Raw genomic sequence first — 23,765 nt, forward strand, 5'->3', positions numbered from 1 at the left:
CTTAAGGCAAGAAATTACAGCGATTTTACCGGCTCTTTGGTTATCTGTTAAATTAATTATTAAAATATAACTTATCGGTTAATTGAATATGCGATTCACCCTGCGCCAACTCGAGGTGTTCGTCGCCATTGCCAAGCAGGAAAGCGTGTCGCGCGCGGCGGAAACCCTCTCTCTTTCGCAATCAGCCGCCAGCAGCTCGCTGAACGAACTGGAGCGTCAATCCGACTGCCAACTGTTCGAGCGCCATGGCAAGCGCCTGCGACTCAACAGCCTCGGCGAACAACTGCTACCCCAGGCCATGGCCTTGCTTGCCCAGGGTCGTGAAATCGAAAATATTCTCAGCGGCCATAGTGATTTTGGCTCACTGGAAGTGGGCGCGACCTTGACCGTGGGCAATTATCTGGCAACTCTGCTGCTTGGTGTTTTCATGCAACGCCATCCGGAATGCAGAGTGGCGCTGCATGTGCACAACACGGCGCAAATCGTTCACCAGATCGCCCACTATGAGCTTGATCTCGGTCTGATCGAAGGCGAATGCCATCACCCGGACATAGAAGTCCAGCCTTGGGTGGAGGATGAACTGGTGGTGTTTTGCGCACCTCAACATCAGCTCGCCACGCGGGGCAAGGTCGGTCTGGACGAGCTGCGCAATGAAGGCTGGATTCTGCGCGAGAAAGGCTCGGGAACCCGCATGAGATTCGACCAGGCAGTGCGCGGTCATCACGCGCCGCTCAATGTTCGCCTGGAGCTGGAGCATACCGAGGCGATCAAACGAGCCGTGGAGTCGGGCCTGGGGATTGGCTGCATTTCGCGCCTGGCCCTGCGCGATGCTTTCCGGCGCGGCAGCCTGGTTGGCTTGGAGACCCCGGAGCTGGATTTGCGCCGGCAGTTCTGTTTCATCTGGAACAAGCGCAAATACCACAGCGCCGCGATGCGCGAGTTCATCGATCAGTGTCGAGAGCTGACCGCCAATGTGCGACGCAGTGATGAGATTGTGCTGCCTACCATTGCGTGAAACACAGGCAATCAGACATTTCCTAGCCCGGCACCGTTTCCAATTGTTGAAGCAGCAGTGCTGCCTGGGTGCGCGTTCGTACGCCCAGCTTGCGGAAAATGGCGGTCACGTGCGCCTTGACCGTCGCTTCGGAGACGCTCAGCTCATAGGCAATCTGCTTGTTCAACAGGCCTTCGCAGACCATGGTCAACACTCGGAATTGCTGCGGTGTCAGGCTCGCCAGACCCGCACTGGCTTCGCGCTCCTCGGCAGAGACGGCCGGCCCGGCATCTGCCATCTCCGGCCACCAGACATCGCCATCGAGCACGGCCCTGACCGCCTGTTGAATGGTTTGCAATGAGCTAGATTTGGGAATGAAACCACTGGCGCCAAACTCCCGAGAGCGGCTGACCACGGCGGCTTCCTCTTGCGCAGAGACCATCACGACGGGTATTTGCGGGTATTGGCCGCGCAACAGCACCAAGCCGGAAAAGCCATAGGCACCGGGCATGTTCAGGTCGAGCAACACCAGATCCCAATCGGACTTAATAGCCAGACGCTCCTCCAGCTCCGCGATGCTTGCCGCTTCCACCAGGTTGGCTTCACTGCCCAACCCCTGGCTTAACGCCTGAAGCAACGCACTACGAAACAAAGGATGATCGTCAGCAATGAGGATTTCGTAGGCAGCCATGAAATGTCCCTGTTTTTTATATGGATCTTGGCAGACAACCAAGGATGACGAGCTAGATCGGAGTGGTCAAGCGAGATGCTTTACGGCAGAGTTTGCACCTTTTTCCCTGCGAGATGTTCTGCAATGCAAAGCAAAGCCCTACGCGCCGATCTGCTGATGTTGATTACCGCAATAATTTGGGGATCGGCCTTTGTTGCCCAGCGGGTCGGCATGGATGCCATCGGCCCGTTCCTGTTTACCGGGTTGCGTTTTTGCATGGGTGCCCTGGTGCTGTTGCCGCTGATCTGGCGACAGAAAAAAGCCCGCGAGGCACCCACGCCGGGCTTTGCCCATCGCGGCCTGTTGCTGGGCGGCATGCTGATGGGCATGGCCCTGACCTTGGGCATCAACCTGCAACAAGTTGGCCTGCTGTTTACGACGGTAACCAACTCCGGCTTTATTACTGGCTTGTACGTGATTGTCGTTCCTCTGCTGGGCTTGTTCATAGGCCAACGTGCCGGGCTAGGAACCTGGCTCGGCGCCTCTCTTGCGGTGGCCGGCATGTTCCTGCTCAGTGTCGGAGACAACTTCCACGTTGCCTCAGGCGATTGGCTGCAACTGGCCGGTGCGTTTGTCTGGGGCGTGCACGTCTTGGTGGTAGGGTTCTTTGCCAGTCGCTATGACCCACTACGCCTGGCCTTTCTCCAATTCGTCACGTGCGGGATCATCAGTTTGCTGCTCGCCGTGGCATTCGAACCCATTGCCTGGAGCGCGATTGTCCAAGCCGCCCCGGCCCTGCTGTACGGTGGTTTTTTTGCCGTGGGCGTCGGTTACACCCTGCAAGTGGTGGCACAGCAACACGCCATTGCCTCCCATGCGGCGATCATCCTGTCACTGGAAGCAGTCTTCGCGGCCTTTGCCGGCTGGCTGTTCCTGGGTGAAAGCCTGGCGATGAAAGGCTATATCGGCGCCGCCCTGATGTTCGCCGGGATGTTGCTTGCACAACTGTGGCCTCAAAAAGTAACGCCCCTCGACAAGCCGCAGACGACACAGGCCTAGGATCGAAGTCGTTGATCGGGTGGCCCCCGTTGGGATGGCCACCTGCCCCCACGCGGAAAACCTGCCAGTGCACCGCGGCTATATAAAAGCCTGCATCTCGCGATGCGACGCGTTGTTCACGTCCAGCACACGCTTGTGCTTGGCGGCCAGATAATGTTCGGTGAACAGGTCGAAATAGCCACCCAGTGCAGTGGCCGCGGGGGCGTCACCGGCCAACTCCAGGCACAGCGCCGCCACTTCGGCGGTACACAGATGCTCGGCGCGGGTCGAACGGCGCAATTGATAGCGTGACAGCTGCTCCGGCTGCAAACTGAGCACCGGCAAGCCGTCCAGATACGGACTTTTGCGAAACATCTTGCGCGCCTCGGTCCAGGTGGCGTCCAGCAGGATGAACAATGGCCGCTTGCCAGGCTGCACCGCTACCTGCTGCACCACGCGTTCAGGCGCGGCGTATTCGCCCGGAAAAACCACATAAGGCTGCCACTGCGAATCGTCCAGCAATGCCAGCAAACGTTCATCAACGTCGGTACGCGACCAACCGAAGGCGTGAGTATCGGGCACCACATCGGCAATCAGCCAACCGGTATTGCTGGGCTTGAGCGCCTCGATGTCATGCATCAGCAGGCACATGCCGGACTCGGCTGTCACGGTCGGTCGCCAGGCGCACAGGCAATAGCGAGGAATGACCCGGCACGCGGGGCAACGTTCGGCACGCGAACCACGGGCAATGAAAGGCTTGAGGCTACGCGCCAGGCGCTCGGCGCGCAGTCGGGCTACAGCATGCATGGGTAAGTCAGTGATAACTCAAGGGCGGCCAGTTTAACAGATGCGGGCTACACGCCTCGAACACCCTCGTCGACGACAGGTCAAAGCAGTTTTAGAGGGAACGTTGGATGTCACGCTTACTTGCCATGTTGTTGTGCTTCGCCATGCCTTGGGCGCAGGCAGAATCCTTGAGAAGCGAACAATTGAGTCGCGACCTGCAGCGCATCGCCCGAGAAAGCAGTGTCGGCACACCGCGGGCCATCAATGCCGATCTGCTTGACCGCGGATTCAGCGTAGAAGGCCACGAACTCATCAATCACCTGGGCGTGCAGCCTCGCCACGCAGAAGAAATGCGCCGCAATCCCGAAGCGGTACGCGAGCAGCTATCCCAAAGCGTGTGCAACAACGCAGGCTTCAAGCGGCTACTAGACCAGGGCGCTACCCTGCGTTACCAATTCACGGAATACCCCAACGGCGAGCCGATCAGCAGTCAGCGTTTTCAGGCAACAGACTGCCCCTAGGCGCCGTCACGTCAACAAAAAGCATCGCTGCCCTGGCAAGGCCGCGATGCTTGCTTGCGCCAGAACACTCAGCGCAGTACCTGCGGATCCCCTTTACCGGCCACGGCAGCGGCTTCATCAAGCGTCAGCAACGCGGTGCGCGGCACGTCCATGATGCGCGCACAGGCTGCTAGCACGTTGGCCCAAGTGGAACGGTTTGCAAACAGCATGCCCTTGTCATCGAAGGTGCCGCCCCGGTTACGATAGCCGAGCACTCCGCTAAGACGCGCATCTGGCAGAATCGGCCAGAGCACGCCGCGCGCGACTTCGGGGCGCATGTGGGTGAGTAACACACGCCTTTCATAATGGTCGGGAAACAGCCGCCCCACCGTGGCTTCGTCAGCTACGGTTTCCATCTCCCACTGGTCACGGGGGGCGCGGAAGCGGCCCGGCTCCTGAAGATACACCAGCCGATAACCACAACCGGCGTCCTTGAGGCGCTGGCAGGCGCGGCGCATTTCTTCGAGCTGATAACTGCCGTTGGCAATCAGCAGCAGCGGATCGACCCCGCCAACCTCCTCGACCACAATGGCACCATCACGTGCCAGCTGTTCGGCCTGGGCCTGATCGAAGTACACCGGGCGCTCGCGCTTGGGAATGACCATGCAGGCCAATTGGCCACGGGATTGATAGATTATGGGTAGCAGCGCCAGCGCGCTGTTGTGATCGGCAGGAAACACTACCCGTACCATATCGCTCATTTCACCCAGCAAAGCCTCGCAGAACGTCGTGTCCTGGTGCGACTGCTGATTCTTGCCGTTCTCCCAGGTGTGCGACGTGGCCACCACGGGAAAGCCCAGCCAGCCGGCGGGGCGTCCAACCTCTTTTTGCTGGCGTGCATAGATGATCGTCTGGCGCACCGCGCCCAGCATCTTCACGCAAAAGGCTTCATAACTGGCCACCAGATTCAATCCACCCTGGTTGGCCAGGCAGGCCGAGACCACGGCTTCCTCGTTGAGGGCGGTGATGATCTTGCCATCCACCGCTTCACGTTCGTTTTCCGGCTCACTGACTCGGTGTTTTAGTGCTTTCAGTACCCCGCCCAGGCGATTGCTGGCCAACTCATCGGGATTACCGACCCGGGGGCGCAACTCGGGATTGGCAGCGCTGAGTTCGACGAAGAAACGGTCCAGCGCGGCCATGGGTGAGCACGAGTCCGCCCGGTAGTGCAACGCCGGCAAACGCGGCGCCGGCGGATGGCGCAAGGCCAGGGCATGATCGCGCTCCAGCGGGCGCTCGCCACGTGAACTGAACAGCGTGCGCACGGCGGACAATTCTTCCGGGGCCACCCACAGCGGCGTGACATGCGTGTTGAACAATGCGCGGGCCTCGTCATCAAGGGAGGGGTTTCCGGGTAACGGCAGGTTGTGCGCGGCATTGCTGTCGTCGCCATAAAAGCCGAAGCCCTTGGTGGTCTCGGCAATGGCGTAGGGGATCGGCAGCGGATAGTGCAGGATGCCGTGATTCTTCTCATCCACCCGGCGGGCCAGTCGCTGCTCCATTTCCCACAGCGTGGTCACGAACGCGGCGGGATCGCGACCATCGAAGAGGATCGGGTCGAAGCCACAGTGACGCAGATGCTCGGCGAATCCCTTCAGGCCTTCGAGGGTGCCCAGTTCGGTGCGCTGCTCGATGCGCCGTCCGTTGGCGATCATCACCGGTAACGCCGTGCCGCAATCCTCGGCACGCCACCAGCGGGGAATCCAGTCGCTGCCCCGCTGCTCTTCAGCTGCACCGTCGGAAAGGAAGGCCACCAAGGTTTCACCCGGTAACGGCATGTGGGCATATTGCAGCTCGGCAAACCCAAGATAGCCGCCCTCGGCAATGCCCCCTGCGGTGTGCGGATTGACATGGCTACCCAACGGCACGCCGGCTGTACCATCAGGCGCCTGGGCGTAACTGTAGAAATCGCTCACCAGATGACTCAGCCCCTGCTCGTCGAAGCGATAACGCGCCGCCTGCTCAGGATGCTGGTTGGCGGTCAGCACGTTAAGCGCCTCGATCGCCGCCACGCAATGCCCCTGCCCCATCAACCAGCCGCGGGTCGTACCGGTCAACGCGTTCAGCGCCAGGTAACCGGCATAGCCCGGCACCATATTCAACGCCCCCCCGGTATGACCTTCCGGCTGGGCCTTGAAATCTTCGGCCTGCAACGGTGCCCCATCCAGACGTACACGACGCGCGTACGTCATGTGCACAACCAACCACAGACCCGCGGCGGTCAGCCGGTCGAGCCCCTGCAGCAGGCGATAGACACTGGCCAGGTCCTGGTGGAGTCCCGCTTGCACCAACTGATGCGCCATGCGAAATACTGCCGCGCGTGTTTCATCAGCATGTTGAAGGGGGCCGTATCCTTCGCTCCATCGGGCAAAGTCCGGCTCACGGCGAGCATGCTCAGCCAGTTCGGAGGGACTCGGCAGGATTTGATGCATGGTGTGGGCTCCGTCGCGACAAGTGTTTCGACAAGTCTAGGCAGACAGCCAGCCAAGGGATCTGATATGTATCAAGACAGCGTGACGCCGATCGGCTCAGACTGTTTTTAACGACAGGACGTGGGATTGCAAACTATGGCTTTACTCAGCTTCCTTGGCGCCATCCAGCAGGTCACGGGTTCTTGCTACCTGATCGAAACCCATGACGGCATAAAGGTTCTTCTGGATTGCGGCCTGCACCAAGGCCGTCGTGAAGAAGAAAACCGCAACCGTCTGCCTTTCGCCTTCGATCCAGCACGCATCGACGCCGTCGTGGTGTCCCACGCGCATATTGACCACAGCGGCCTGCTGCCGCGCCTGGTCAGCTCCGGTTACCGCGGCCCGATCTACGCTACCGAAGCCAGCTGTGAACTGATGGATCTGATGCTGCAGGATGCCGCGCACCTTCAGGAAAAGGACGCCGAGTGGGAAAACCGCTGGCGGGCACGGCGCGGCAAGCCGCTGATCAAACCCTTGTATACGCGTGCCGATGCCGAACAGGCGGTGAGCCAGTTCCAGCCCGTTGCTTACAGCCAGGCAGTCAAGGTCGCGCAAGGCGTGCTCGCTACCCTGCATGACGCCGGGCACATCCTCGGTTCGGCCATCGTTCAGCTGGATGTGCATGACCATGGCCGCACTCGTCGCCTGGTATTTTCCGGAGACCTCGGTAACGACTGCTCGCCTCTGATGCGCAACCCCAGCGTGCTTGAAGAAGCCGACGTGTTGCTGCTCGAATCCACTTATGGGGACCGTGATCACCGCTGCGCCGCAGACACCCTGGAGGAGTTCGCGCAGATCCTGGCAGCCGCTCAACGTGACGGCGGCAACGTGCTGATCCCTTCTTTCGCCGTGGGTCGGGCCCAGGACCTGATCTACTACCTCGGGCGCTTTTACCACGAGGGGAGCCTGCCCCAGCAGGCGGTCTTCCTCGACAGCCCAATGGCAATCCGCGCCACGGATATCTACAACCGCTACCTGGATCACCTTGACCCACTCGAGCGCCAGCAGTTAAGCGGACGAGACCTCCACAAGCTGAACGATCTGCTGCCAATCCTGCGCACCACGCCGAGCGCCGAAGAGTCCATGGCGATCAACCGCACCACCCACAGCGCAATCATTATCGCCGGCAGCGGCATGTGTACGGGCGGGCGTATTCTCCATCACTTCAAGCACAACCTCTGGCGCCCGGAATGCCACGTGGTCATTCCCGGCTTCCAGAGTAAGGGCACGCTGGGTCGCGCTATCATCGACGGTGCCTCGAGCGTACGACTGTTCCATCAACAGATTGCCGTAAAGGCCCAAATCCATACACTGGGTGGATTTTCCGCCCATGCAGGCCAATCACAATTGCTCGACTGGGCGTCCAATTTCAAATCCCGACCCGAGCTTTACCTGGTACACGGCGAGCGGGAAAAGATGCTGGCTCTGCAGACAGGTCTGCGTGCTCGACTGAACTGGGAAGCCATTATTCCCGAAGCAGGCGAGCGCATCGCGTTATAACCAAACATGGAAAAACCATCGTAAAACGATTACCCGGAGACGCTGCATGCCTTTTGAATCGGACGATTATCTGTCCCGTCATTTCCAGACCAGCGGTATCGACCTGACATCCAAGGTCGATGAGATCGCTCGCCTCGTAGTGCCTGAGTCCAGCCCCAACCAGCCGTTGTACCGCGAAATGCTCACCACCGTGATCCGCATGGCCCAAGCCGACCGCAACCGCTGGGACGCCAAAATCATGCTACAGACCTTGCGTGAGATGGAACGCGCCTTCAGCACACTCGAAAAATTCAAGCGCCGGCGCAAGGTGACCGTCTTTGGCTCGGCACGTACGCCCATCGATCATCCGCTGTATAAATTGTCCGTCGAGCTCGGCGCGACCCTGGCCCGTTACGACCTGATGGTCATCACCGGCGCGGGCGGCGGTATCATGGCCGCAGCCCACGAAGGTGCCGGACAGGAAAACAGCCTGGGCTTCAACATCACCCTGCCCTTCGAACAGCACGCCAACCCTACGGTGGAAGGCACTGAGCACCTGCTGCCGTTCCACTTCTTCTTCATTCGCAAGCTGTTCTTCGTCAAGGAAGCGGATGCGCTGGTGCTGTGCCCGGGCGGTTTCGGCACGCTGGATGAAGCACTGGAAGTCCTGACCCTGATCCAGACGGGCAAAAGCCCGCTGGTGCCGGTGGTTCTACTCGACGAGCCCGGTGGCAGCTATTGGCACGACGCGTTGCACTTCATGAGCAAACAGCTGGTGGAAAACCGCTACATCCTGCCCAGCGACATGCACCTGATGCGTCTGGCCCACAGCGCCGAGGAAGCGGCCGCCGAAATTGCCCAGTTCTACCGCAACTTCCACTCCAGTCGCTGGCTGAAGGAGTATTTCATCGTTCGCCTCAACCATGCCCTCAGCGAACCGGCCCTTGCAACCTTGCACAGCGACTATGCCGACCTGTGCCTGAGTGGCGGTTTTGAGCAGCAACTTGGTTGCGGTACGGAGCAGGATGACCCCGAGCTCAGCCATCTGCCGCGCCTGACCTTCATCTTCAACGGCCGCGATCACGGTCGTCTGCGCGAAATGTTCGATTTCATCAACTTGCCGGAAAACTGGGCTAAGTAACGCAACTGAGGCCACAACCCCTCGCCAAGAGGGGTTGTGGCGAACGCGGTGGAACGCTTCGCATGAATGCGCCCTGGTGACAGCCTTTACGCCATCCGCCCCTGCAGAAAGCTCAACGCATCGGCAGCGCTGCGCTCAGGTATTTCCTCCATGGGAATATGCCCGACACCCGCGTACGTGCGCACCTGCAAACCCGGTACGTCGCGCCGCCATAACGGCACATGTTCCGGAGAAATCCAGCGGTCACGATCGCCCCACATCAACAGGGTCGGCACACGAAGCTGTGCGACACGCTGTGGCGTCTGGTGCAACTCGCGCTTGTTGACCCGCATCATCATGCGAAAAATCTCCATCATCGCGCGGCGGTTGCCGGGGCGGCGAGTCAGGTCGTAATAGCGGTCGATTACTCCGGGTTTAATCCGTCCGCGCTCGCCATACACCTCCTTGACGCCTTGGGCGATCAACGCACGCGGCATCCACAACGGCATTGCCCAGGTCGATCCCGGTAACGCGGCAGCCGCGATCATCCAGGGAATCGTGCGCATCTTGTAGCCCGCCGGGTCGATCAGAATCAGCTTCTCGACCCGTTGCGGGGAAGCGAGGGCGAAATTCCAGGCGATATAACCGCCCAATGAATTGCCCACCAAAATGGCCTGATCGATCGCCAGATGCGCCAGCAACAGTTCCAAAACCTTCAGCATGCGCTCCGCGCTGTAATCGCCCGGCGCTGGACCGGTAAGGCCGAAGCCCGGCACGTCGAAGCGCACGATGCGGTAATGCGCCGCAAAGGCCGGCACCCAGGCGTCCCAGGTATGCAGCGAGGCGACTACGCCGTGGATCATCACAATCACCGGTTTGTCACGACTGCCTTCATCGCGGTAATGCACAGTGAAGCCGTCAAGCTCGACATACCGCGAACCACGGGCGGCGCTGCCGTAACGAGCCTTGAGGCTTTCCAGCGGCAGTTCGCCAAACCCCAGCCGGGCCAGACCGGAGGCCAGTGGCGGGTGTATCGAATAACTGGAAACGGTCATGACGCTCTCTCCTCTAGCGGGGGATGCTCGCATGACAGCACAGCCGCCCGGCGCTGAGTGCCCAACCTAGGTAGAGCCTGCGTCACATCGCGAAGATCTCAGCCCGGCGCGGGATGACGCTGCGCTTGGGGCTGACTAAGCTGACGCGACGCCCACTTGTCGGACCCGCCGATGCGCCTAATTCCTCGCCTGCTTTCCCTGCTCCTGCTCACGCTGTTCGCATTGCGCTCCGCGGGGGCCGCCGAGCTGTTTTACCTGGGGCAGAAAATCCCCGACATTCAGCGTCCCTGGAGTAGCAGCGATTACCACCAACTGCTAATCGCGCTGCAAACGGTCGACGCCAACCAGAGCAACGCGCTACCCAGACGCAGCGGCGAGTTCACCGGGCCGATTTACCAGCGCATGGTCAGCCAGGAAAACTTTCGTCCGCAGCTGAACATTTATGCCCCATTGGAGCTACGCCAGAACGAAGCGCGCGAAACGCTGTTGCAGCTCAAGGAACTGATGCGCTTGTATTTCGACTTTACCGCCACGCGTCAGCCCTATGCTGCCGAAGCACTGGGTCTGATGAGCCATGCGCTGAATCAGCAGGCGATCCTGTTTACCCTTACGGTGGAGTTTTGGATGACCTTGTCAGCCGACGAACAACGCAACCCTGTACGCTTGCAGGGTCTGCGCGAGGCCAAGAATGCTGCCGGCATGCTCTCCACCAGCGCCCTGGATTACCTGGAACTAGGCAAGCAGTTCGCTCAGGACGACCTGGCGCTCTATGCGGCAGAACTCGGCAAGCTGCTACCGGAACTGTTCGTGCACCTGCCAGCGACAACCCGCGATGAAGTAGTAGCGCGTATCGCACAGCTGACCCACGAGCACCCACACGCTGAGGTCCGCACCAGCCTGGCTGAGCTGCACCCCGTTCTGCTGGCTCTTCAAATGGACATGAACAGACGCAACGCGTCACGCGGTTGACCACGAGGCAGCGCTCAGTGCATCACACACCTGAGCGCTCAGTGCACACATCGGTAAGCCTATTCCAGCAACCCCAGCTCCTTGGCGCGCGCGACTGCCTGGGTACGCCGCTGGACGTTAAGCTTGCTGTTGATGTGCCGGGCATGGGTCTTGACCGTGTGCAGGGAAATGAACAACTTTTCGCTGATCTGCTGGTTGGAGCAGCCCTTGGCTATCAGGCGCAATACCGACAATTCTCTGGCGGTAAGCGTCTCGGTCGGTTCAGACCCGTCATGCAACTCTTGCTCGGCTGGCAACAGGCCACGCAAGGCTGAGGCCACCGGGCAGTCCGGCTGGACGCGAAGTTGCGCACGCAACCACTCTGCCTGTCGCTCGATCAACGGTTGAAATTGCCAGAACCCACCGCCTTGCGCCAAATCCAGGCTCGTACGTAGCTGCTGCTGAGCCTCGCGCTCGCTTCCCCCCATACGCAACAACAGGCACAGGTGAGCACCTGCCATCGTCGCGATCATCAAGCAATCGCTGGCGCGCGCCTGTTGTTCGAGTTGGCGCAACAGCTTTTCAGCCTCTTTCGATTGCCCACGCCCGATGGCCAGCGCTGCGCGTTGCAAGGTGATATGCATGGGCAGTTGGGGCAAGAGTTCCGGAGCTGCCGCAGCCTGCTCGCCGGCATAGGTTTGCTCCAGACGAGCCAGCCAGATTCCCGCCAGCGGCAGCTGCCCCTGACTCATCCACAGCTCGCATTTGACCAGGGTTACCAGGGCCAAGTAGTAGATCGGCGGGACATCCCATGCATGCATGATGCGCTCAGCTTCAGCCAACTGAGTGAACGCCTCATCGTGCTTCCCCGCGTGTCCGGACAAACGTGCCAGAACGCAATACCCGATTACCACGCTGACATCCCGACATCGATGCGCTTCGGCAATACCTGCCTGCAGGGATTCGCGTGCTTCCCCAGGTTGCAGGCGCAGCGCTAAAAGGTAGCCCTCATACAGGTGCAGGCGCGCGCGCACGGCATAAGGCTGGCTCTGCGGATACTCACGCAACACCTCCAATCCCTGGCGAACTTCACCCAGTGCGCGCGCGATCTCCCCCCGTGCTTGTAGAACCCGCGCGCGATCGTAATGAGCCAGCGCTTCGAACAGCGGGTTGCCGATCCGCTGCGCCAGCTCGAGCGCCTCGCGGTTGCGCATCCGGGCCGGCCATAACGCATTGCGCGCCACCGCAATATTGGCTAGCACAGAGATGCACATGAAGCGCTGTCCATAACGATCAGCCGGCAATGCTTCCAGCGCCTCGCGGCAATAGTGCTCGGCCTTATCCAGCTCACCACGCCCACGCGCAATCACACCACTCAACGCCAGCCATTGGGCCAGCAGCAAGGCCTGTTCTTCCGCTGACGCAGCAGGGAGGAAATTCCCCAGTTGATAACCCAGCGATTCTGCGGCGTCCAGTTGACAGGCCATGGCCAGCGCCCACCCATACAGCATGATCAAGCGCGGCGAGGTGCTGAGCAGGGTGTCCGGCAATTCGACTTTCCAACGAAGCAACATGGCCACGTTCTGCTCGCCCAGCAGCTTCTCTTCAGAGAGGTTTTGCACCAACGATGCCGCCACATCGCTGCGCCCTGCTCGCAGCGCATGTTCCACTGCCTCGATCAGCTCACCATGGGCACCGAACCAGCGGCAGGCCCGCAAATGCAAGGTCGAAGGGGTGACCCCCGTGTCGATGTCGGGATGGCGCAGCAAATCGGAAAATAAGTGGTGATAGCGAAACCACTTACCCCGCTCATCCAGCGGTACCAGGAACACCTGGTGGGCCTGCAGGTAAGCGAGTATCTCGCTGCTGTCATGAGCCTCGCGCACCGCATCACACAAATCGATGCAAAAGCGATCCAGGTGCGCGGTCTGGTAAAGAAAGTGCTGCACCTCTGGGGTCTGTCGCTCGATCACTTCCTCAAGCAAATAATCGTGGATCAGCCCATCGGCGTTGCGAGGCTGGCCAACCGGTTCGGTTTCGCCTTCTTCCTGACGTGCCAGCAGCCATAGGCGCAAGCCGGCGACCCAGCCTTCACAGCGCGTCTGTACATCATTGAAAGTATCCTGAGATAACGGTATGCCATGCCCGCTTAGTAATGCCTGGGACTCTTCCGCGCTCAGACGCAGATCCTGCACTTGCAGCTCCAACAACTGCTGCGAAAGCCGCAAGCGGGCCAGATGCCAATCCGGACGCTGCCGACTGGTAACCAGCAACACCAGACCGGCCGGCAAATGATTGAGAATGAACTGTAGGCAACCATCCAGAACGGAGCCTTGGGCCAGATGATAATCATCGAGCACCAGCAATAACGGCTGCTCTGCTGACAAGCAGACGGCTAGCTCATCCAGCACGACGGTGAGCCATTCCTCGAACGCGAAGGGCTGATGCGGCTGACGCATCTTCAACAGCGCCAGCTCCTCTTCACCCAGTCCTGGGAAAAACTGACGCAACCCCTCAAGCAGGTACTCGAAGAAGCGCCCTGGATCACTGACGCGCGGGCTGAGTCCGAGCCAAAGACTGCGCCAGCCCGGCGGCAGACTCTCGCAAAACTCACCGGCCACGGAGCTTTTACCAAACCCGGCAGGTGCACTGATCAGCAAGAGCCGACCACGCAACCCTTGCGCCAGCCGTTCGCACAAATGCGGACGAGGTACATGCCCAGCCGGCAATGGCGGACGAAAAAAACGGCCTGCCTGGGCGCCAGGCAAAGACTCTAGCAACGAAGTCTGCGAGCGGGATAACACCGTCATGGGCAGGTCGGCCTCAAGGGACAAACGTCGACCAGCCTAGCGCCTTCACCCCTGCTTTGAAAGGTGGCGCCCGATTCAAGATGCACTCAACGACATCCTGATCACATTACGCACATGAGCAACTGCCAATGGCGCGGTCCGACACCCAGGCGGGTGAAACGAAAAAACCCATGCAAGCATGGGTTCTTTCGTAGCCGATGACCCGAGTGACCCCGGGTCGGATAGTGCTCGATTAACGCACGCCGGACTGGCGCAGCGCCGCCGGAGTGAACTCGCTTTCCGTGGCCTGATAGCCGAACTCGTACGCCTTGCGCTCCTCGTTCTTCATGCCCAGGGCCAGGTAGCGGCCGGATTGCAGGTCATACAGCGCTTCCAGGGTGTACCAGGGTACCTGGCTGTCGTAGTAGTACTGCGAATGGGCTTCGCCAACACGCCACAGATTGCCGCGACCGTCGTAATGATCGATCGCAACGGCCTGCCAGGTGTCTTCATCGATGTAGAAGTCACGCTTGGCATAGATGTGGCGCTCGCCCGGCTTCAGGGTCGCTTCCACGTGCCAGACGCGGTGCAGCTCATAGCGGCTCAGATCCTGATTGATATGGCCAGCTTTGATGATGTCCGCATACTTCAGGTTCGGCGAGTCCAGGCGGTAGCTGTTGTAGGGAATGTACAGCTCCTTCTTGCCCATCAGCTTCCAGTTGTAACGGTCCGGCGCGCCGTTATACATGTCCAACTGGTCGGAGGTGCGCATGCCGTCAGCAGCAGTACCCGGACCGTCATAGGACACCTGTGGTGCGCGACGTACGCGGCGCTGACCGGCGTTGTACAGCCAGGCCAGACGCGGCTCCTTCACCTGGTCGAGGGTTTCGTGCACCAACAGCACGTTACCTGCCAGACGCGACGGTGCGGTTACCCGCTGCTTGAAGTAGAACAGCACGTTGCTCGGCTTGCTTGCGTCGTAGTCCTTGAGGGCATCGCGGAAGGCGAACTCCTCCTGGAAATACACCAGATTGAAGGAACCATTAACCTGCGGCGTAGCCTGGGTGACCTGACGACGCACACTGCCGCCACGGTAGCGGGTGATGTGGTTCCAGATCACTTCCAGACCGTTCTGCGGGATCGGGAAGGCGTTGGCGGTGCGGAAGTCATCCAGGCCGTTACCCCCCGACAGCAACCGGGTATGGGTGGCGTTGTACTTGGTGGCTTCCAGCACGCTGGCCGGCAGCGTGGCGGTGCGGTGCGTGGTGAACACCGGAATGCGGTAGCTCTCCGGATAGCGCTTGAACATCGCCAGCTGACCGGGAGTCAGCTTGTCCTTGTACTGCTCGGCGTTCTGCGCAGTGATGGTGAACAGCGGCTTCTCGTTGGCGAAAGGGTCGGCCAGGAAGCCCTTTGCGTCCACAGCTCCGGCATTCTTGGGCAGGCCGCCGGTCCAGGCCGGAATGGTGCCCGCCGCGTTACCCGCTTTTTCAGCGCCGATCGGGGTCAGGGTGGTACCCAGTTTGGCCGCCTCGGATTCAGAGACCGCGGCCATTACACTGCCGGCCAACAGGGAAAGTGCCAGTGCGCCGGTCTGCATCAATGTTTTTGTTTTCATATGCGTTTCCTTAATCGGGCAGCTTAGAAGTTCACGCCAAAGCTCAGGGCCACGAAGTCCCGGTCACTCTGGGTAGAATAATCGCCACCAAAGAAATCGGTGTAAGACAGGTTGGCGGTGTAGGTGTTCTGGTAATCAGCATTCAGACCGACGCTGACCGCCTTGCGACCTTCCTCGAAGTTGCCACCCGGGCCCGGGGAGTAACCCTTGACGTCATGGGACCAGGCCAGGGTCGGCTGCAGGTTTACCCCCAGCAGGGCGTTGGGGTATTCCCACATGACGCGAGCACGGTAGCCCCAGGAGTCAGCAGTGGTGAAGCCGTCGTTTTCGCAGAACTTGCTGACGTTGGCCTGAGAACCGTCGCCCACGGTACCTACGTTCAACGCGGTACACATCGCACCCGCACCCGGCCCAAAAATCGGATCACGGCCGTAGCGGGCTTCACTTGAACTTTCCAGCCCACCAACGTGCGTCCAGCCGATTTCACCCACCAAGGTCATACGCGAGGCGCCCATGACTTGATCGACGAAATGGGTGAAGGTGGTTTGCAACTGGGTAACTTCCTTGCGGTTGTAACCGTTCAGCTCCTGACCCGGCGCTGCAGCCAACAAAGAAGCGCCGTCATACACTGCAACACCATTGAGCTGCAGGTTGCGCAAACCGGCATAGAGCACATCGGTGGTTGATAACTGCACCGGCGCATTCGGACGATAGCTGATCTCGCCTTGCCAGGCTGTGCCAGTAGGCAAGGTGGTTGAGAAGCTCAGGCCGTACAGGCGAATATCTTCCGGATACTCGATGAAATATTGGCCGTTCGCAGCTGTCAGCGCGGCACCTGCGGCTGTCCCCAGCGCCGGGCTAAGATCATAAATACCGGAGGCAAAGGTATTGATTGTTGCTTGAGTCGCAGCATCCGGACCAGCACCGCTGAAAATCGGCATGCGGCTGTGATAATTCATGAAATAGGCGCCGAATTCGGTATCCAGTGGCTCAAACATGTAACGGAACGCCAAGCCCCATTGGCCATCGTCCTGAGCATTGCGGTCCGCACCACGCTCAACCAACAGTCCCTCACCGTACGCTGACGATCTAACACCCAACCCTACTCCTGCTGCGAGGGTATTAAGCGTTCCAATAAGCGCTTCGTCGTTGATCAACACCGCCAGATTGTCGTCACACCCGGGTGCCACGACGTCCGGCTGCGAGAAGAACGTACCGCAATTCTCAAGTACAGTCGGGTTCCACTCGATCTGGTAGAAGGCTTCCATCGACAGGTTATCGGTCAGGCTCTGGCCGACATAGAACATGTTGACTGGAATCAGGCCTTCCTTGATTTCCGCGCCGGGGCGACGGAATGCGGAAACGTCCGCCGGGTTGGCCGCGTTGATGCCGTTCATGATGAAAGTACTTTCACCCCAACTGATCACCTGCTTGCCCAAGCGCACGGTGCCCGGCAGGTCGGCAATGCTGTAGTTGTGATAGACGAAGGCATCCAGCAGCTCGGCGCCTGAGGATTTGGCCAGACGCTCACGGCCCCGTTCCTCGATCGGCTTGAATGGGCGGTCTTCATCCTTAAGCTCGAAGTCATACCAGTACTTGCCGCGCAGGAAGATCCCGGTGTCGGCGTACTTCAACTCCAGGTCATGGATGCCCTTGAAGATCTTGGAGAAGGTCTCGCCGCGCTTGAAGTTCAGGTGGGAGTCGTCGGAGGTTTGCGACAGACCGCGCCCGCCGTTGTTGGCACCGATCAGGTCCTGGTCCGGTTTGGCGGTGGCCCAGCTGGCGCCGACCGACAGCGACGAGTCGAACTGACCTTCGATTTCCCCGATATTGAAGTTCAGCGCAAAGGCCGGCGCGGAAAGTGTGGATGCCAGGCTGATGGCCAATGGCAGTCGTGCCCGACGCCAGAACGGTTTTGTTGTTGTCATCGACGCTACTCCATGTACTTTTTATGTTTGTTATGGCTACTACTGACTATATCCAGCGGGCTGCCCCGCATGATCCCCCGAAAGAGTGATTTGCACCCTCCAAAGTCCTCTGGCTCAGCACTTTCGCGTACTGCTCGAGCTTTCGGCGAGGCGAAGCGGAGCAATTAGCACGCCAGCACTCGCCTGACCGATTAGTCACATTTCAAAGGTCCGTGCAGCGCTCTTTAGAGCGTGGATAAAAATGCGCTACCCGCGGCTTGCCAGCCCGCCACCTCCTGACGGATGCGCTTTTTGTCCAGCTTCCCCACACTGGTCTTGGGAATTTCGGTAACAACGGCAATCTGGCTGGGAATAGCCCATTTATTGATGTGGCCTTGCTCAACGAAGGGCTTTAAATGCTCACGAAGATCCCGTGCTTCCAGGGTTTGCTCAGGGCGCAGCACAAGAAGCGCAAAGGGTCGCTCCCCCCACTGCGGATCGGGCAAACCCACCACCGCAACTTCGCGCACTGCCGGATGACTGCTGATCAAATCCTCCAGGGCCAGCGATGAAAGCCACTCGCCACCCGTCTTGATCACATCTTTAAGGCGATCGCGAATGTCGATGAAACCCATGTCATCCAGAGTGGCGACGTCACCGGTGTGCATCCAACCGCCCTGCCACAGCTCTTCGCTTTTTTCCGGCTCACGGAAATACCCTTGGGTCAGCCAGGGCGCACGCAGGACCAGCTCACCCTGGGTTTCGCCGTCCTGCGGCAACAGGCTGCCATCCTCCGCCATGAGCGCCGCTTCAACCATCGGTACCGGTACGCCGGCCTTGATGAGGTACGTGGTACGTTCGCTCTCGCTGCTGGCGAGCAGCTCTTCATTGAGATAAGCGGCGCAGATCAGCGGGCAGGTTTCTGACATGCCATACGCGGCGCTAAGCTGGATGCCGGTTTCCCTCGCCGCCAGGTACAGGCTGCGATTCAGGGCGCTGCCGCCAATGATGATTTTCCAGCCGCCGAAATCCACTCCTTGCGCCGATTTGGCATTGAGGACCATCTGCAGGATGGTCGGCACGCAGTGAGAAAACGTGACGTTCTCGCGCTGCCACAACTGAACCAGCAGGTCGGGGTCATAGCGTCCCGGATAGACCTGCTTCACCCCCAGCATCGTAGCCACGTAAGGCATGCCCCAGGCGTGCACATGGAACATTGGCGTGATCGGCATATAGACATCGCTGTTACCCATCAATCGCACACTATCCAGGCTGCCCACCACGCCGGCCATTGCCAGCGTGTGCAGCACCAGTTGGCGATGGGTGAAGTAGACACCCTTGGGATTGCCGGTGGTGCCCGTGGTGTAGAAGGTCGTGGCCACCGAGTTTTCATCGAACTCGGGGAAGTCGTAATGCGCACTTGCCTGAGCCAGCATACTTTCGTATTCACCGACCATGCCCGGCAGCTCGGCGGTCGCCTGCGGGTCATCGCTGAGCAACAGGGTGTTCTCCACTGTGGTCAGTTGCCCGGAAATCGCCTGGTAGAGCGGTGCGAATTCGCTGTTGACCAGCACGAAGCGGTCTTCGGCGTGGTTCATGGTGTAGAGAATCTGCTCCGGCGACAAGCGGATGTTGATGGTATGCAGCACCGCGCCGATCATCGGGATCGCAAACATGCATTCCAGGTAACGGTGGCTGTCCCAATCCATCACCGCCACGGTGTCGCCGGCCTTGACCCCCGCCGCAGTGAGCACGTTGGCCAGACGGGCGACCCGTTCCGTGAAGGTCGCATAACTGTGGCGCACCAGGTCGCGGTAGACGATTTCACGGGTGCGCTCGTAACGACTGCCAGACAGTAGCAGGCGCTTGATCAGCAGTGGGCTGGCATGGGCGTTGTGCGCAGGGGGAATGATTCGTGTCTGGAGCATGGCGTTTTCCGTGCGTGTTGTTATTGGTATGGATGCACTCTAGATGGCTCGACAGGAACCCCCATCAACCCAAAGGATGATTTATCACGTGACTCTTTTGACCGCTTTAGTCACGATATAGAATCGTCGACCTCGGCCAGTTCCGGTACCGATCAACAAGAGGTGTTTTCGATGTCCGATATCGTCATCGTCAGTGGCGCCCGTACCCCCATGGGTGGTTTCCAAGGCAGCCTGTCCAGCATTCCCGCTGTTGACCTGGGCGCCGCCGCAATTCGCGAGGCTGTGGCGCGTGCCGGTATTGCGCCCGACGCGGTGCAGGAAGTGATCATGGGCTGCGTGCTGCCCGCCGGCCTCAAGCAAGGCCCGGCCCGGCAGGCCGCGCTGAACGCCGGCCTGCCCGCCGCCACCGGCTGTACCACCATCAACAAGCTGTGCGGCTCGGGCATGAAAGCGGTGATGCTGGCACACGACCTGATCAAGGCCGGCACCAATAGCGTGATGGTCGCCGGCGGCATGGAAAGCATGTCCAATGCGCCCTATGTTATGGAAAAAGCCCGTGGCGGCCTGCGCATGGGCCACGGCGAAATCAAGGACCATATGTTTCTCGACGGCCTGGAAGATGCCCGCACCGGCCGGTTGATGGGTTCCTTCGCGCAGGAAACTGCCGACCAGTACGGCATCACCCGTGAACAGATGGATGAGTACGCCATCGAATCGCTGAAACGGGCCCAGGCGGCCATTGCCAATGGCAAGCTGAACGACGAAATAGTGCCGATCACTGTCAGCAGCCGAAAGGGGGAAACCCTGGTCAAGGATGACGAGCAGCCGCTGAATGCCAAGCTCGACAAGATCCCCGGTTTGAAACCGGCCTTTCGCAAGGACGGCACCATTACCGCTGCCAACGCCAGTTCGATCTCCGATGGCGCCAGCGCGCTGGTGCTGATGAGCGCCGATGAAGCCGCCCGCCGTGGCCTGACCCCGCTGGCGCGCATCGTCGGCCATGCGACCCAGAGCCAGGACCCGAGCGAATTCACCCTCGCCCCGGTCGGCGCCATCAGCAATCTGTTCAAGAAGACTGGCTGGAACAAGGACGTGGTCGACCTGTTTGAAATCAACGAGGCCTTTGCCATGGTGACCATGCTGGCCATTCGCGAGCATGGACTCGATCCCGCCAAGGTCAATGTCTACGGCGGTGCCTGCGCCCAGGGCCACCCGATCGGCTCGACCGGCTCGCGCCTGATCGTCACCTTAATCAATGCCCTGAAGCAAACCGGCGGTAAACGCGGCGTGGCATCTCTGTGCATCGGCGGCGGCGAAGCCACCGCCATTGCAGTGGAGCTGCTGTAAACCGAACGGCTGGGGGTCGTGCGAGCGACCCCACTGCCAATCTCTGCACCGTACCTCTTGCCCTACGATCACGCCCCACGCGGCCACCCCTCTGGTAGGCTCTGCTTCTTTCTTCCGCCGTAGCAGAGGGTCTTCCCATGAGCATCCGCGCCGTTTTTCTCGATCACGCGTCCCTTGATCTAGGCGATCTGGATTTCACCGCCTTGCGTAACTGTTTCGACGAGCTGACCTTGCACGACGCCAGCGAGACCGCACAGGTCAGCGAACGATTGCAGGGCGCTACAGTGGCGATCACCAACAAGGTTCGCCTGGATGCCGAGGTTTTTACCAACTGCCCGGAGCTGAAGCTGGTACTGATCTCGGCCACCGGCACCAACAATGTCGACTTGGACGCGGCCCGTGCCCACGGCGTAACCGTGTGCAACTGTCAAGGCTATGGCACGCCCTCGGTGGCACAGCACTGTTTGATGCTCTTGCTTGCCCTGGCCACGCGACTGCCGGACTACCACGCGGCGGTACGTGCTGGGCGCTGGCAGCAAGCCAAGCAATTCTGCCTGCTGGATTTCCCGATCATCGAACTGGAAGGCAAGACCCTCGGCTTGCTCGGCCATGGTGAGCTGGGCAGCGCCGTGGGCCGCCTGGCCGAAGCGTTCGGCATGCGCGTACTGCTCGGCCAACTGCCGGGACGCCCTGCTCGCGCGGACCATTTGCCCTTGACGGACCTCCTGCCGCACATCGATGCCTTGAGCTTGCATTGCCCGCTTACCGAACAAACCCGCGATCTGATCGGTGCCCGCGAATTAGGCCTGATGAAGCCCGGCGCACTGCTGGTCAATACCGCCCGCGGTGGATTGGTGAACGAGCAGGCCTTGGCTGACGCCCTGCGCAGTGGCCACCTGGGCGGCGCGGCCACCGACGTGCTCAGCGAAGAACCACCGATTAATGGAAACCCCCTTCTGGCCGACGATATTCCGCGCCTGATCATTACCCCCCACAGCGCCTGGGGTAGTCGCGAGGCGCGCCAGCGCATCGTCGGTCAGCTGACGGAAAACGCCCAGGCCTTTTTCAACGCAGCGGCGATCCGCGTGGTCGGGTAAAATCCGCGCCTTTTTCGGGCCTGGCTTCAGGCCCAAACCAGGTTTTAACGGAGACCCCATGGACCCGCGAAGCGAAGTACTGCTGCGTCAGGCCGAGCTATTCACCGGCCGAGTGTTGCTGGCCGGGCTGCCGGCTGATGACCTGCTCGGCGAGCTGCCCGACAGCCTCGGCTGGAGCTGGCATGCTGGCGAACAGGCCACCTTGGCGGCGCGCTTCCCCGGGCGCAGTCACTTCGGGACCTGCCCGCCTCTCGAGGTTTTCACCGCTGCCGTGCTGTTTCTGCCCAAGTCCCGCGAGCTGACTGAGTATCTGCTGCAAGCCCTGGCCGCTCGCCTGCCCGGTGCGCCGTTGTACCTGGTTGGGGAAAAGCGCGCGGGCGTCGAACGCGCCGCCAAGCAATTGGCCGCCTATGGCCAACCGCGCAAACTGGACAGCGCCCGCCACTGCCAGCTGTGGCAGATCAGCGTCGAGCAGGCACCCGCCGCGCCTGACCTGGATAGCCTGGCGCAGCGCTACGAACTGCAACTGAGCGACGGCCCGCTGAAGGTGGTCACGTTGCCGGGCGTGTTCAGCCACGGTCGACTGGATCTGGGCACGGCCTTGTTGCTGGATCATCTGGACGACCTACCCGCCGGCTCTTTGCTGGACTTCGGCTGCGGCGCCGGGGTGATTGGCGCGGTGCTCAAACGTCGCTATCCGCACAGCACAGTGAATATGCTGGACGTCGACGCCTTCGCCCTGGCCAGCAGCCGTTTGACGCTGGCCGCCAACGGTCTGGACGCGCAGCTGATCGCTGGCGATGGTATTCACGCGGCGCCCAAGGATCTGGCCGCCATCATCAGCAATCCGCCGTTCCATCAGGGCGTGCACACCGATTACCAAGCCAGCGAAACCCTGCTGCGCGAGGCTACCCGGCACCTCATCAACGCTGGGGAATTGCGTCTGGTGGCGAACAGTTTCCTCAAATATCCGCCGCTGATCGAACAGCACCTGGGGCCCTGCCAGACGCTGGCCGAAGGCCAGGGTTTCCGTATTTACCGGGCCAAGCGCCGTTAAGGTCACGCTGCTGGCCCTTTGTGAGCTTGCCCTTGCACGCCACATTGGGCAGAATGCCCGCCGTCCTAGGGGAGTAGTCTCCCGCGAGCGCTCGCTCGCCCGGCTCGCGTCAACATACTTGCTCAACAGAGCATGGCGCCAGCGACCTCAAGCCTGTCCAGACAGGCCCGTGGTTTGACAAGACCTATGACACGAACGACCTGACCCGGGGTGGGCAGGACGTCGTGTCATATGTGTTCAGTCGACCCACCCCTCTTAGGAAATCCCTGTGCTGGAATCTCTCCTGGTCTCGACCGGAATCGTTGCGCTGGCGGAAATCGGCGACAAGACACAACTCCTGGCCCTGGTGCTTGCCGCACGCTTTCGCAAACCCTGGCCAATCGTGGCCGGGATCGTCGTCGCCACGCTGCTCAATCATTTCATCGCCGGGGTTGTGGGCAACTGGGTTGCCGGCTTCTTCACCCCAGCCATGCTGCACGCCATCCTGGCAATCGCGTTCCTGGCGGTCGCGGGCTGGACGCTGATCCCCGACAAGCTGGATGAAGAGGAAGCCTCACGGGTCAGATACCGCGGAGCCTTCATCACCACGTTAATTACCTTTTTCATCGCCGAGATGGGCGACAAGACGCAGATCGCCACGGTGATGCTCGCCGCGCAATACGATTACCTGCTGATGGTGGTCGCCGGCACCACCCTGGGCATGCTGATCGCCAACGTGCCGGTGGTCCTGGCCGGCAACTTTGCCGCCGACCGTCTGCCCCTCACGCTGATTCATCGCCTGGCCGCGGCGGCCTTTGCACTGCTGGGACTGTATGCCGGATATCAAGCCCTGAGACTGGCAGGGATTTGGTAAACACCTCGCAGGATGGGGGCGGTGCTGGTATCCCGCCACGCCGCCCTC

Annotated in this window: 18 protein-coding genes and 1 riboswitch; of the genes, 10 read left to right on the top strand and 8 right to left on the bottom strand. The window is 60.5% G+C overall.

The annotated features are described in order from the left end of the window. Positions 1-88: 88 nt before the first annotated feature. Entirely contained in the window at positions 89-1,015 is a 927-nt protein-coding gene (locus tag ACTV8E_RS14035; RefSeq protein ID WP_251836963.1) for a LysR family transcriptional regulator, read from the top strand. A gap of 22 nt (positions 1,016-1,037) precedes the next feature. Here ACTV8E_RS14035 and erdR read toward each other — a convergent pair whose 3' ends face one another. Beyond that, positions 1,038-1,685 (bottom strand): response regulator transcription factor ErdR, encoded by a 648-nt coding sequence (gene erdR / locus ACTV8E_RS14040; RefSeq protein ID WP_251836964.1) that lies wholly within the window; start codon positions 1,683-1,685, stop codon positions 1,038-1,040. Positions 1,686-1,808: 123 nt separating this feature from the next. Here erdR and ACTV8E_RS14045 point away from each other — a divergent pair, with 123 nt between their 5' ends. Then, positions 1,809-2,723: a DMT family transporter gene (locus ACTV8E_RS14045; RefSeq protein ID WP_251836965.1), complete on the top strand. Its 915-nt coding sequence runs from the start codon at positions 1,809-1,811 to the stop codon at positions 2,721-2,723. Positions 2,724-2,801: 78 nt separating this feature from the next. On the opposite strand, the gene ACTV8E_RS14050 is transcribed toward ACTV8E_RS14045, so the two are convergent. After that, on the bottom strand, positions 2,802-3,509 hold the full coding sequence (locus ACTV8E_RS14050; RefSeq protein ID WP_251836966.1) for a tRNA-uridine aminocarboxypropyltransferase: 708 nt from the start codon (positions 3,507-3,509) through the stop codon (positions 2,802-2,804). 107 nt (positions 3,510-3,616) lie between these two features. Between ACTV8E_RS14050 and ACTV8E_RS14055 the strand changes: the two genes are divergently transcribed. Continuing rightward, positions 3,617-4,009, top strand: coding sequence for a PA3611 family quorum-sensing-regulated virulence factor (locus ACTV8E_RS14055; RefSeq protein WP_251836967.1), 393 nt, complete (start codon positions 3,617-3,619; stop codon positions 4,007-4,009). 68 nt (positions 4,010-4,077) lie between these two features. Here ACTV8E_RS14055 and ACTV8E_RS14060 read toward each other — a convergent pair whose 3' ends face one another. Next, on the bottom strand, positions 4,078-6,480 hold the full coding sequence (locus ACTV8E_RS14060) for a xylulose 5-phosphate 3-epimerase (protein WP_251836968.1): 2,403 nt from the start codon (positions 6,478-6,480) through the stop codon (positions 4,078-4,080). A 135-nt stretch (positions 6,481-6,615) separates the two neighbouring features. On the opposite strand from ACTV8E_RS14060, the gene ACTV8E_RS14065 reads away from it, so the two are divergent. Both ACTV8E_RS14065 and ACTV8E_RS14070 read left to right on the top strand, forming a co-directional pair. After that, positions 6,616-8,019: an MBL fold metallo-hydrolase RNA specificity domain-containing protein gene (locus ACTV8E_RS14065; protein WP_251836969.1), complete on the top strand. Its 1,404-nt coding sequence runs from the start codon at positions 6,616-6,618 to the stop codon at positions 8,017-8,019. A gap of 46 nt (positions 8,020-8,065) precedes the next feature. Continuing rightward, positions 8,066-9,139 (top strand): LOG family protein, encoded by a 1,074-nt coding sequence (locus tag ACTV8E_RS14070; protein WP_251836970.1) that lies wholly within the window; start codon positions 8,066-8,068, stop codon positions 9,137-9,139. Between the two features lie 86 nt (positions 9,140-9,225). Here ACTV8E_RS14070 and ACTV8E_RS14075 read toward each other — a convergent pair whose 3' ends face one another. Beyond that, entirely contained in the window at positions 9,226-10,173 is a 948-nt protein-coding gene (locus tag ACTV8E_RS14075) for an alpha/beta fold hydrolase (RefSeq protein ID WP_443199879.1), read from the bottom strand. A 171-nt stretch (positions 10,174-10,344) separates the two neighbouring features. Between ACTV8E_RS14075 and ACTV8E_RS14080 the strand changes: the two genes are divergently transcribed. Beyond that, the gene (locus ACTV8E_RS14080; RefSeq protein ID WP_443199880.1) at positions 10,345-11,142 is read left to right on the top strand and encodes a hypothetical protein; all 798 of its coding nucleotides are present in this window, start codon (positions 10,345-10,347) and stop codon (positions 11,140-11,142) included. Between the two features lie 59 nt (positions 11,143-11,201). Here ACTV8E_RS14080 and ACTV8E_RS14085 read toward each other — a convergent pair whose 3' ends face one another. The 4 genes from ACTV8E_RS14085 to ACTV8E_RS14100 form a co-directional block, all read right to left on the bottom strand. Then, on the bottom strand, positions 11,202-13,931 hold the full coding sequence (locus tag ACTV8E_RS14085; RefSeq protein WP_443199881.1) for a LuxR C-terminal-related transcriptional regulator: 2,730 nt from the start codon (positions 13,929-13,931) through the stop codon (positions 11,202-11,204). Between the two features lie 232 nt (positions 13,932-14,163). Then, the gene (locus ACTV8E_RS14090; protein WP_443199882.1) at positions 14,164-15,528 is read right to left on the bottom strand and encodes a DUF1329 domain-containing protein; all 1,365 of its coding nucleotides are present in this window, start codon (positions 15,526-15,528) and stop codon (positions 14,164-14,166) included. A 23-nt stretch (positions 15,529-15,551) separates the two neighbouring features. Then, positions 15,552-17,456 carry a DUF1302 domain-containing protein gene (locus ACTV8E_RS14095; protein WP_443199883.1) on the bottom strand — a complete coding sequence of 635 codons (1,905 nt, stop codon included), beginning with the start codon at positions 17,454-17,456 and terminating at the stop codon, positions 15,552-15,554. A 224-nt stretch (positions 17,457-17,680) separates the two neighbouring features. Further along, positions 17,681-19,363: a fatty acid--CoA ligase gene (locus ACTV8E_RS14100; protein ID WP_443199884.1), complete on the bottom strand. Its 1,683-nt coding sequence runs from the start codon at positions 19,361-19,363 to the stop codon at positions 17,681-17,683. Between the two features lie 171 nt (positions 19,364-19,534). Between ACTV8E_RS14100 and ACTV8E_RS14105 the strand changes: the two genes are divergently transcribed. From ACTV8E_RS14105 to ACTV8E_RS14120, 4 genes are all read left to right on the top strand, one after another. Beyond that, entirely contained in the window at positions 19,535-20,710 is a 1,176-nt protein-coding gene (locus ACTV8E_RS14105; RefSeq protein ID WP_443199885.1) for a thiolase family protein, read from the top strand. Positions 20,711-20,847: 137 nt separating this feature from the next. Next, positions 20,848-21,807, top strand: coding sequence for a 2-hydroxyacid dehydrogenase (locus ACTV8E_RS14110; RefSeq protein WP_443199886.1), 960 nt, complete (start codon positions 20,848-20,850; stop codon positions 21,805-21,807). Between the two features lie 58 nt (positions 21,808-21,865). Beyond that, the gene (locus ACTV8E_RS14115; protein ID WP_443199887.1) at positions 21,866-22,864 is read left to right on the top strand and encodes a methyltransferase; all 999 of its coding nucleotides are present in this window, start codon (positions 21,866-21,868) and stop codon (positions 22,862-22,864) included. Between the two features lie 56 nt (positions 22,865-22,920). Beyond that, positions 22,921-23,055: riboswitch (yybP-ykoY riboswitch) on the top strand. A 77-nt stretch (positions 23,056-23,132) separates the two neighbouring features. After that, positions 23,133-23,717, top strand: coding sequence for a TMEM165/GDT1 family protein (locus ACTV8E_RS14120; RefSeq protein ID WP_443199888.1), 585 nt, complete (start codon positions 23,133-23,135; stop codon positions 23,715-23,717). The last annotated feature ends 48 nt before the right edge of the window (positions 23,718-23,765 follow it).

It is taken from the genome of Pseudomonas sp. B392_1p (genome assembly GCF_052245235.1).
In the GTDB taxonomy this organism is placed as follows: Bacteria; Pseudomonadota; Gammaproteobacteria; order Pseudomonadales; family Pseudomonadaceae; genus Serpens; species Serpens gallinarum.

Bases quoted from the DNA above. Each gene is read 5' to 3' on its own strand.
- ACTV8E_RS14090 (WP_443199882.1), bottom strand. From the start codon at position 15,528: ATGAAAACAAAAACATTGATGCAGACCGGCGCACTGGCACTTTCCCTG.
- ACTV8E_RS14115 (WP_443199887.1), top strand. From the start codon at position 21,866: ATGGACCCGCGAAGCGAAGTACTGCTGCGTCAGGCCGAGCTATTCACC.
- ACTV8E_RS14070 (WP_251836970.1), top strand. From the start codon at position 8,066: ATGCCTTTTGAATCGGACGATTATCTGTCCCGTCATTTCCAGACCAGC.
- ACTV8E_RS14050 (WP_251836966.1), bottom strand. From the start codon at position 3,509: ATGCATGCTGTAGCCCGACTGCGCGCCGAGCGCCTGGCGCGTAGCCTC.
- ACTV8E_RS14035 (WP_251836963.1), top strand. From the start codon at position 89: ATGCGATTCACCCTGCGCCAACTCGAGGTGTTCGTCGCCATTGCCAAG.
- ACTV8E_RS14060 (WP_251836968.1), bottom strand. From the start codon at position 6,480: ATGCATCAAATCCTGCCGAGTCCCTCCGAACTGGCTGAGCATGCTCGC.
- ACTV8E_RS14065 (WP_251836969.1), top strand. From the start codon at position 6,616: ATGGCTTTACTCAGCTTCCTTGGCGCCATCCAGCAGGTCACGGGTTCT.
- ACTV8E_RS14075 (WP_443199879.1), bottom strand. From the start codon at position 10,173: ATGACCGTTTCCAGTTATTCGATACACCCGCCACTGGCCTCCGGTCTG.
- ACTV8E_RS14045 (WP_251836965.1), top strand. From the start codon at position 1,809: ATGCAAAGCAAAGCCCTACGCGCCGATCTGCTGATGTTGATTACCGCA.
- ACTV8E_RS14095 (WP_443199883.1), bottom strand. From the start codon at position 17,456: ATGACAACAACAAAACCGTTCTGGCGTCGGGCACGACTGCCATTGGCC.
- ACTV8E_RS14105 (WP_443199885.1), top strand. From the start codon at position 19,535: ATGTCCGATATCGTCATCGTCAGTGGCGCCCGTACCCCCATGGGTGGT.
- erdR (WP_251836964.1), bottom strand. From the start codon at position 1,685: ATGGCTGCCTACGAAATCCTCATTGCTGACGATCATCCTTTGTTTCGT.
- ACTV8E_RS14055 (WP_251836967.1), top strand. From the start codon at position 3,617: ATGTCACGCTTACTTGCCATGTTGTTGTGCTTCGCCATGCCTTGGGCG.
- ACTV8E_RS14100 (WP_443199884.1), bottom strand. From the start codon at position 19,363: ATGCTCCAGACACGAATCATTCCCCCTGCGCACAACGCCCATGCCAGC.
- ACTV8E_RS14085 (WP_443199881.1), bottom strand. From the start codon at position 13,931: ATGACGGTGTTATCCCGCTCGCAGACTTCGTTGCTAGAGTCTTTGCCT.
- ACTV8E_RS14110 (WP_443199886.1), top strand. From the start codon at position 20,848: ATGAGCATCCGCGCCGTTTTTCTCGATCACGCGTCCCTTGATCTAGGC.
- ACTV8E_RS14080 (WP_443199880.1), top strand. From the start codon at position 10,345: ATGCGCCTAATTCCTCGCCTGCTTTCCCTGCTCCTGCTCACGCTGTTC.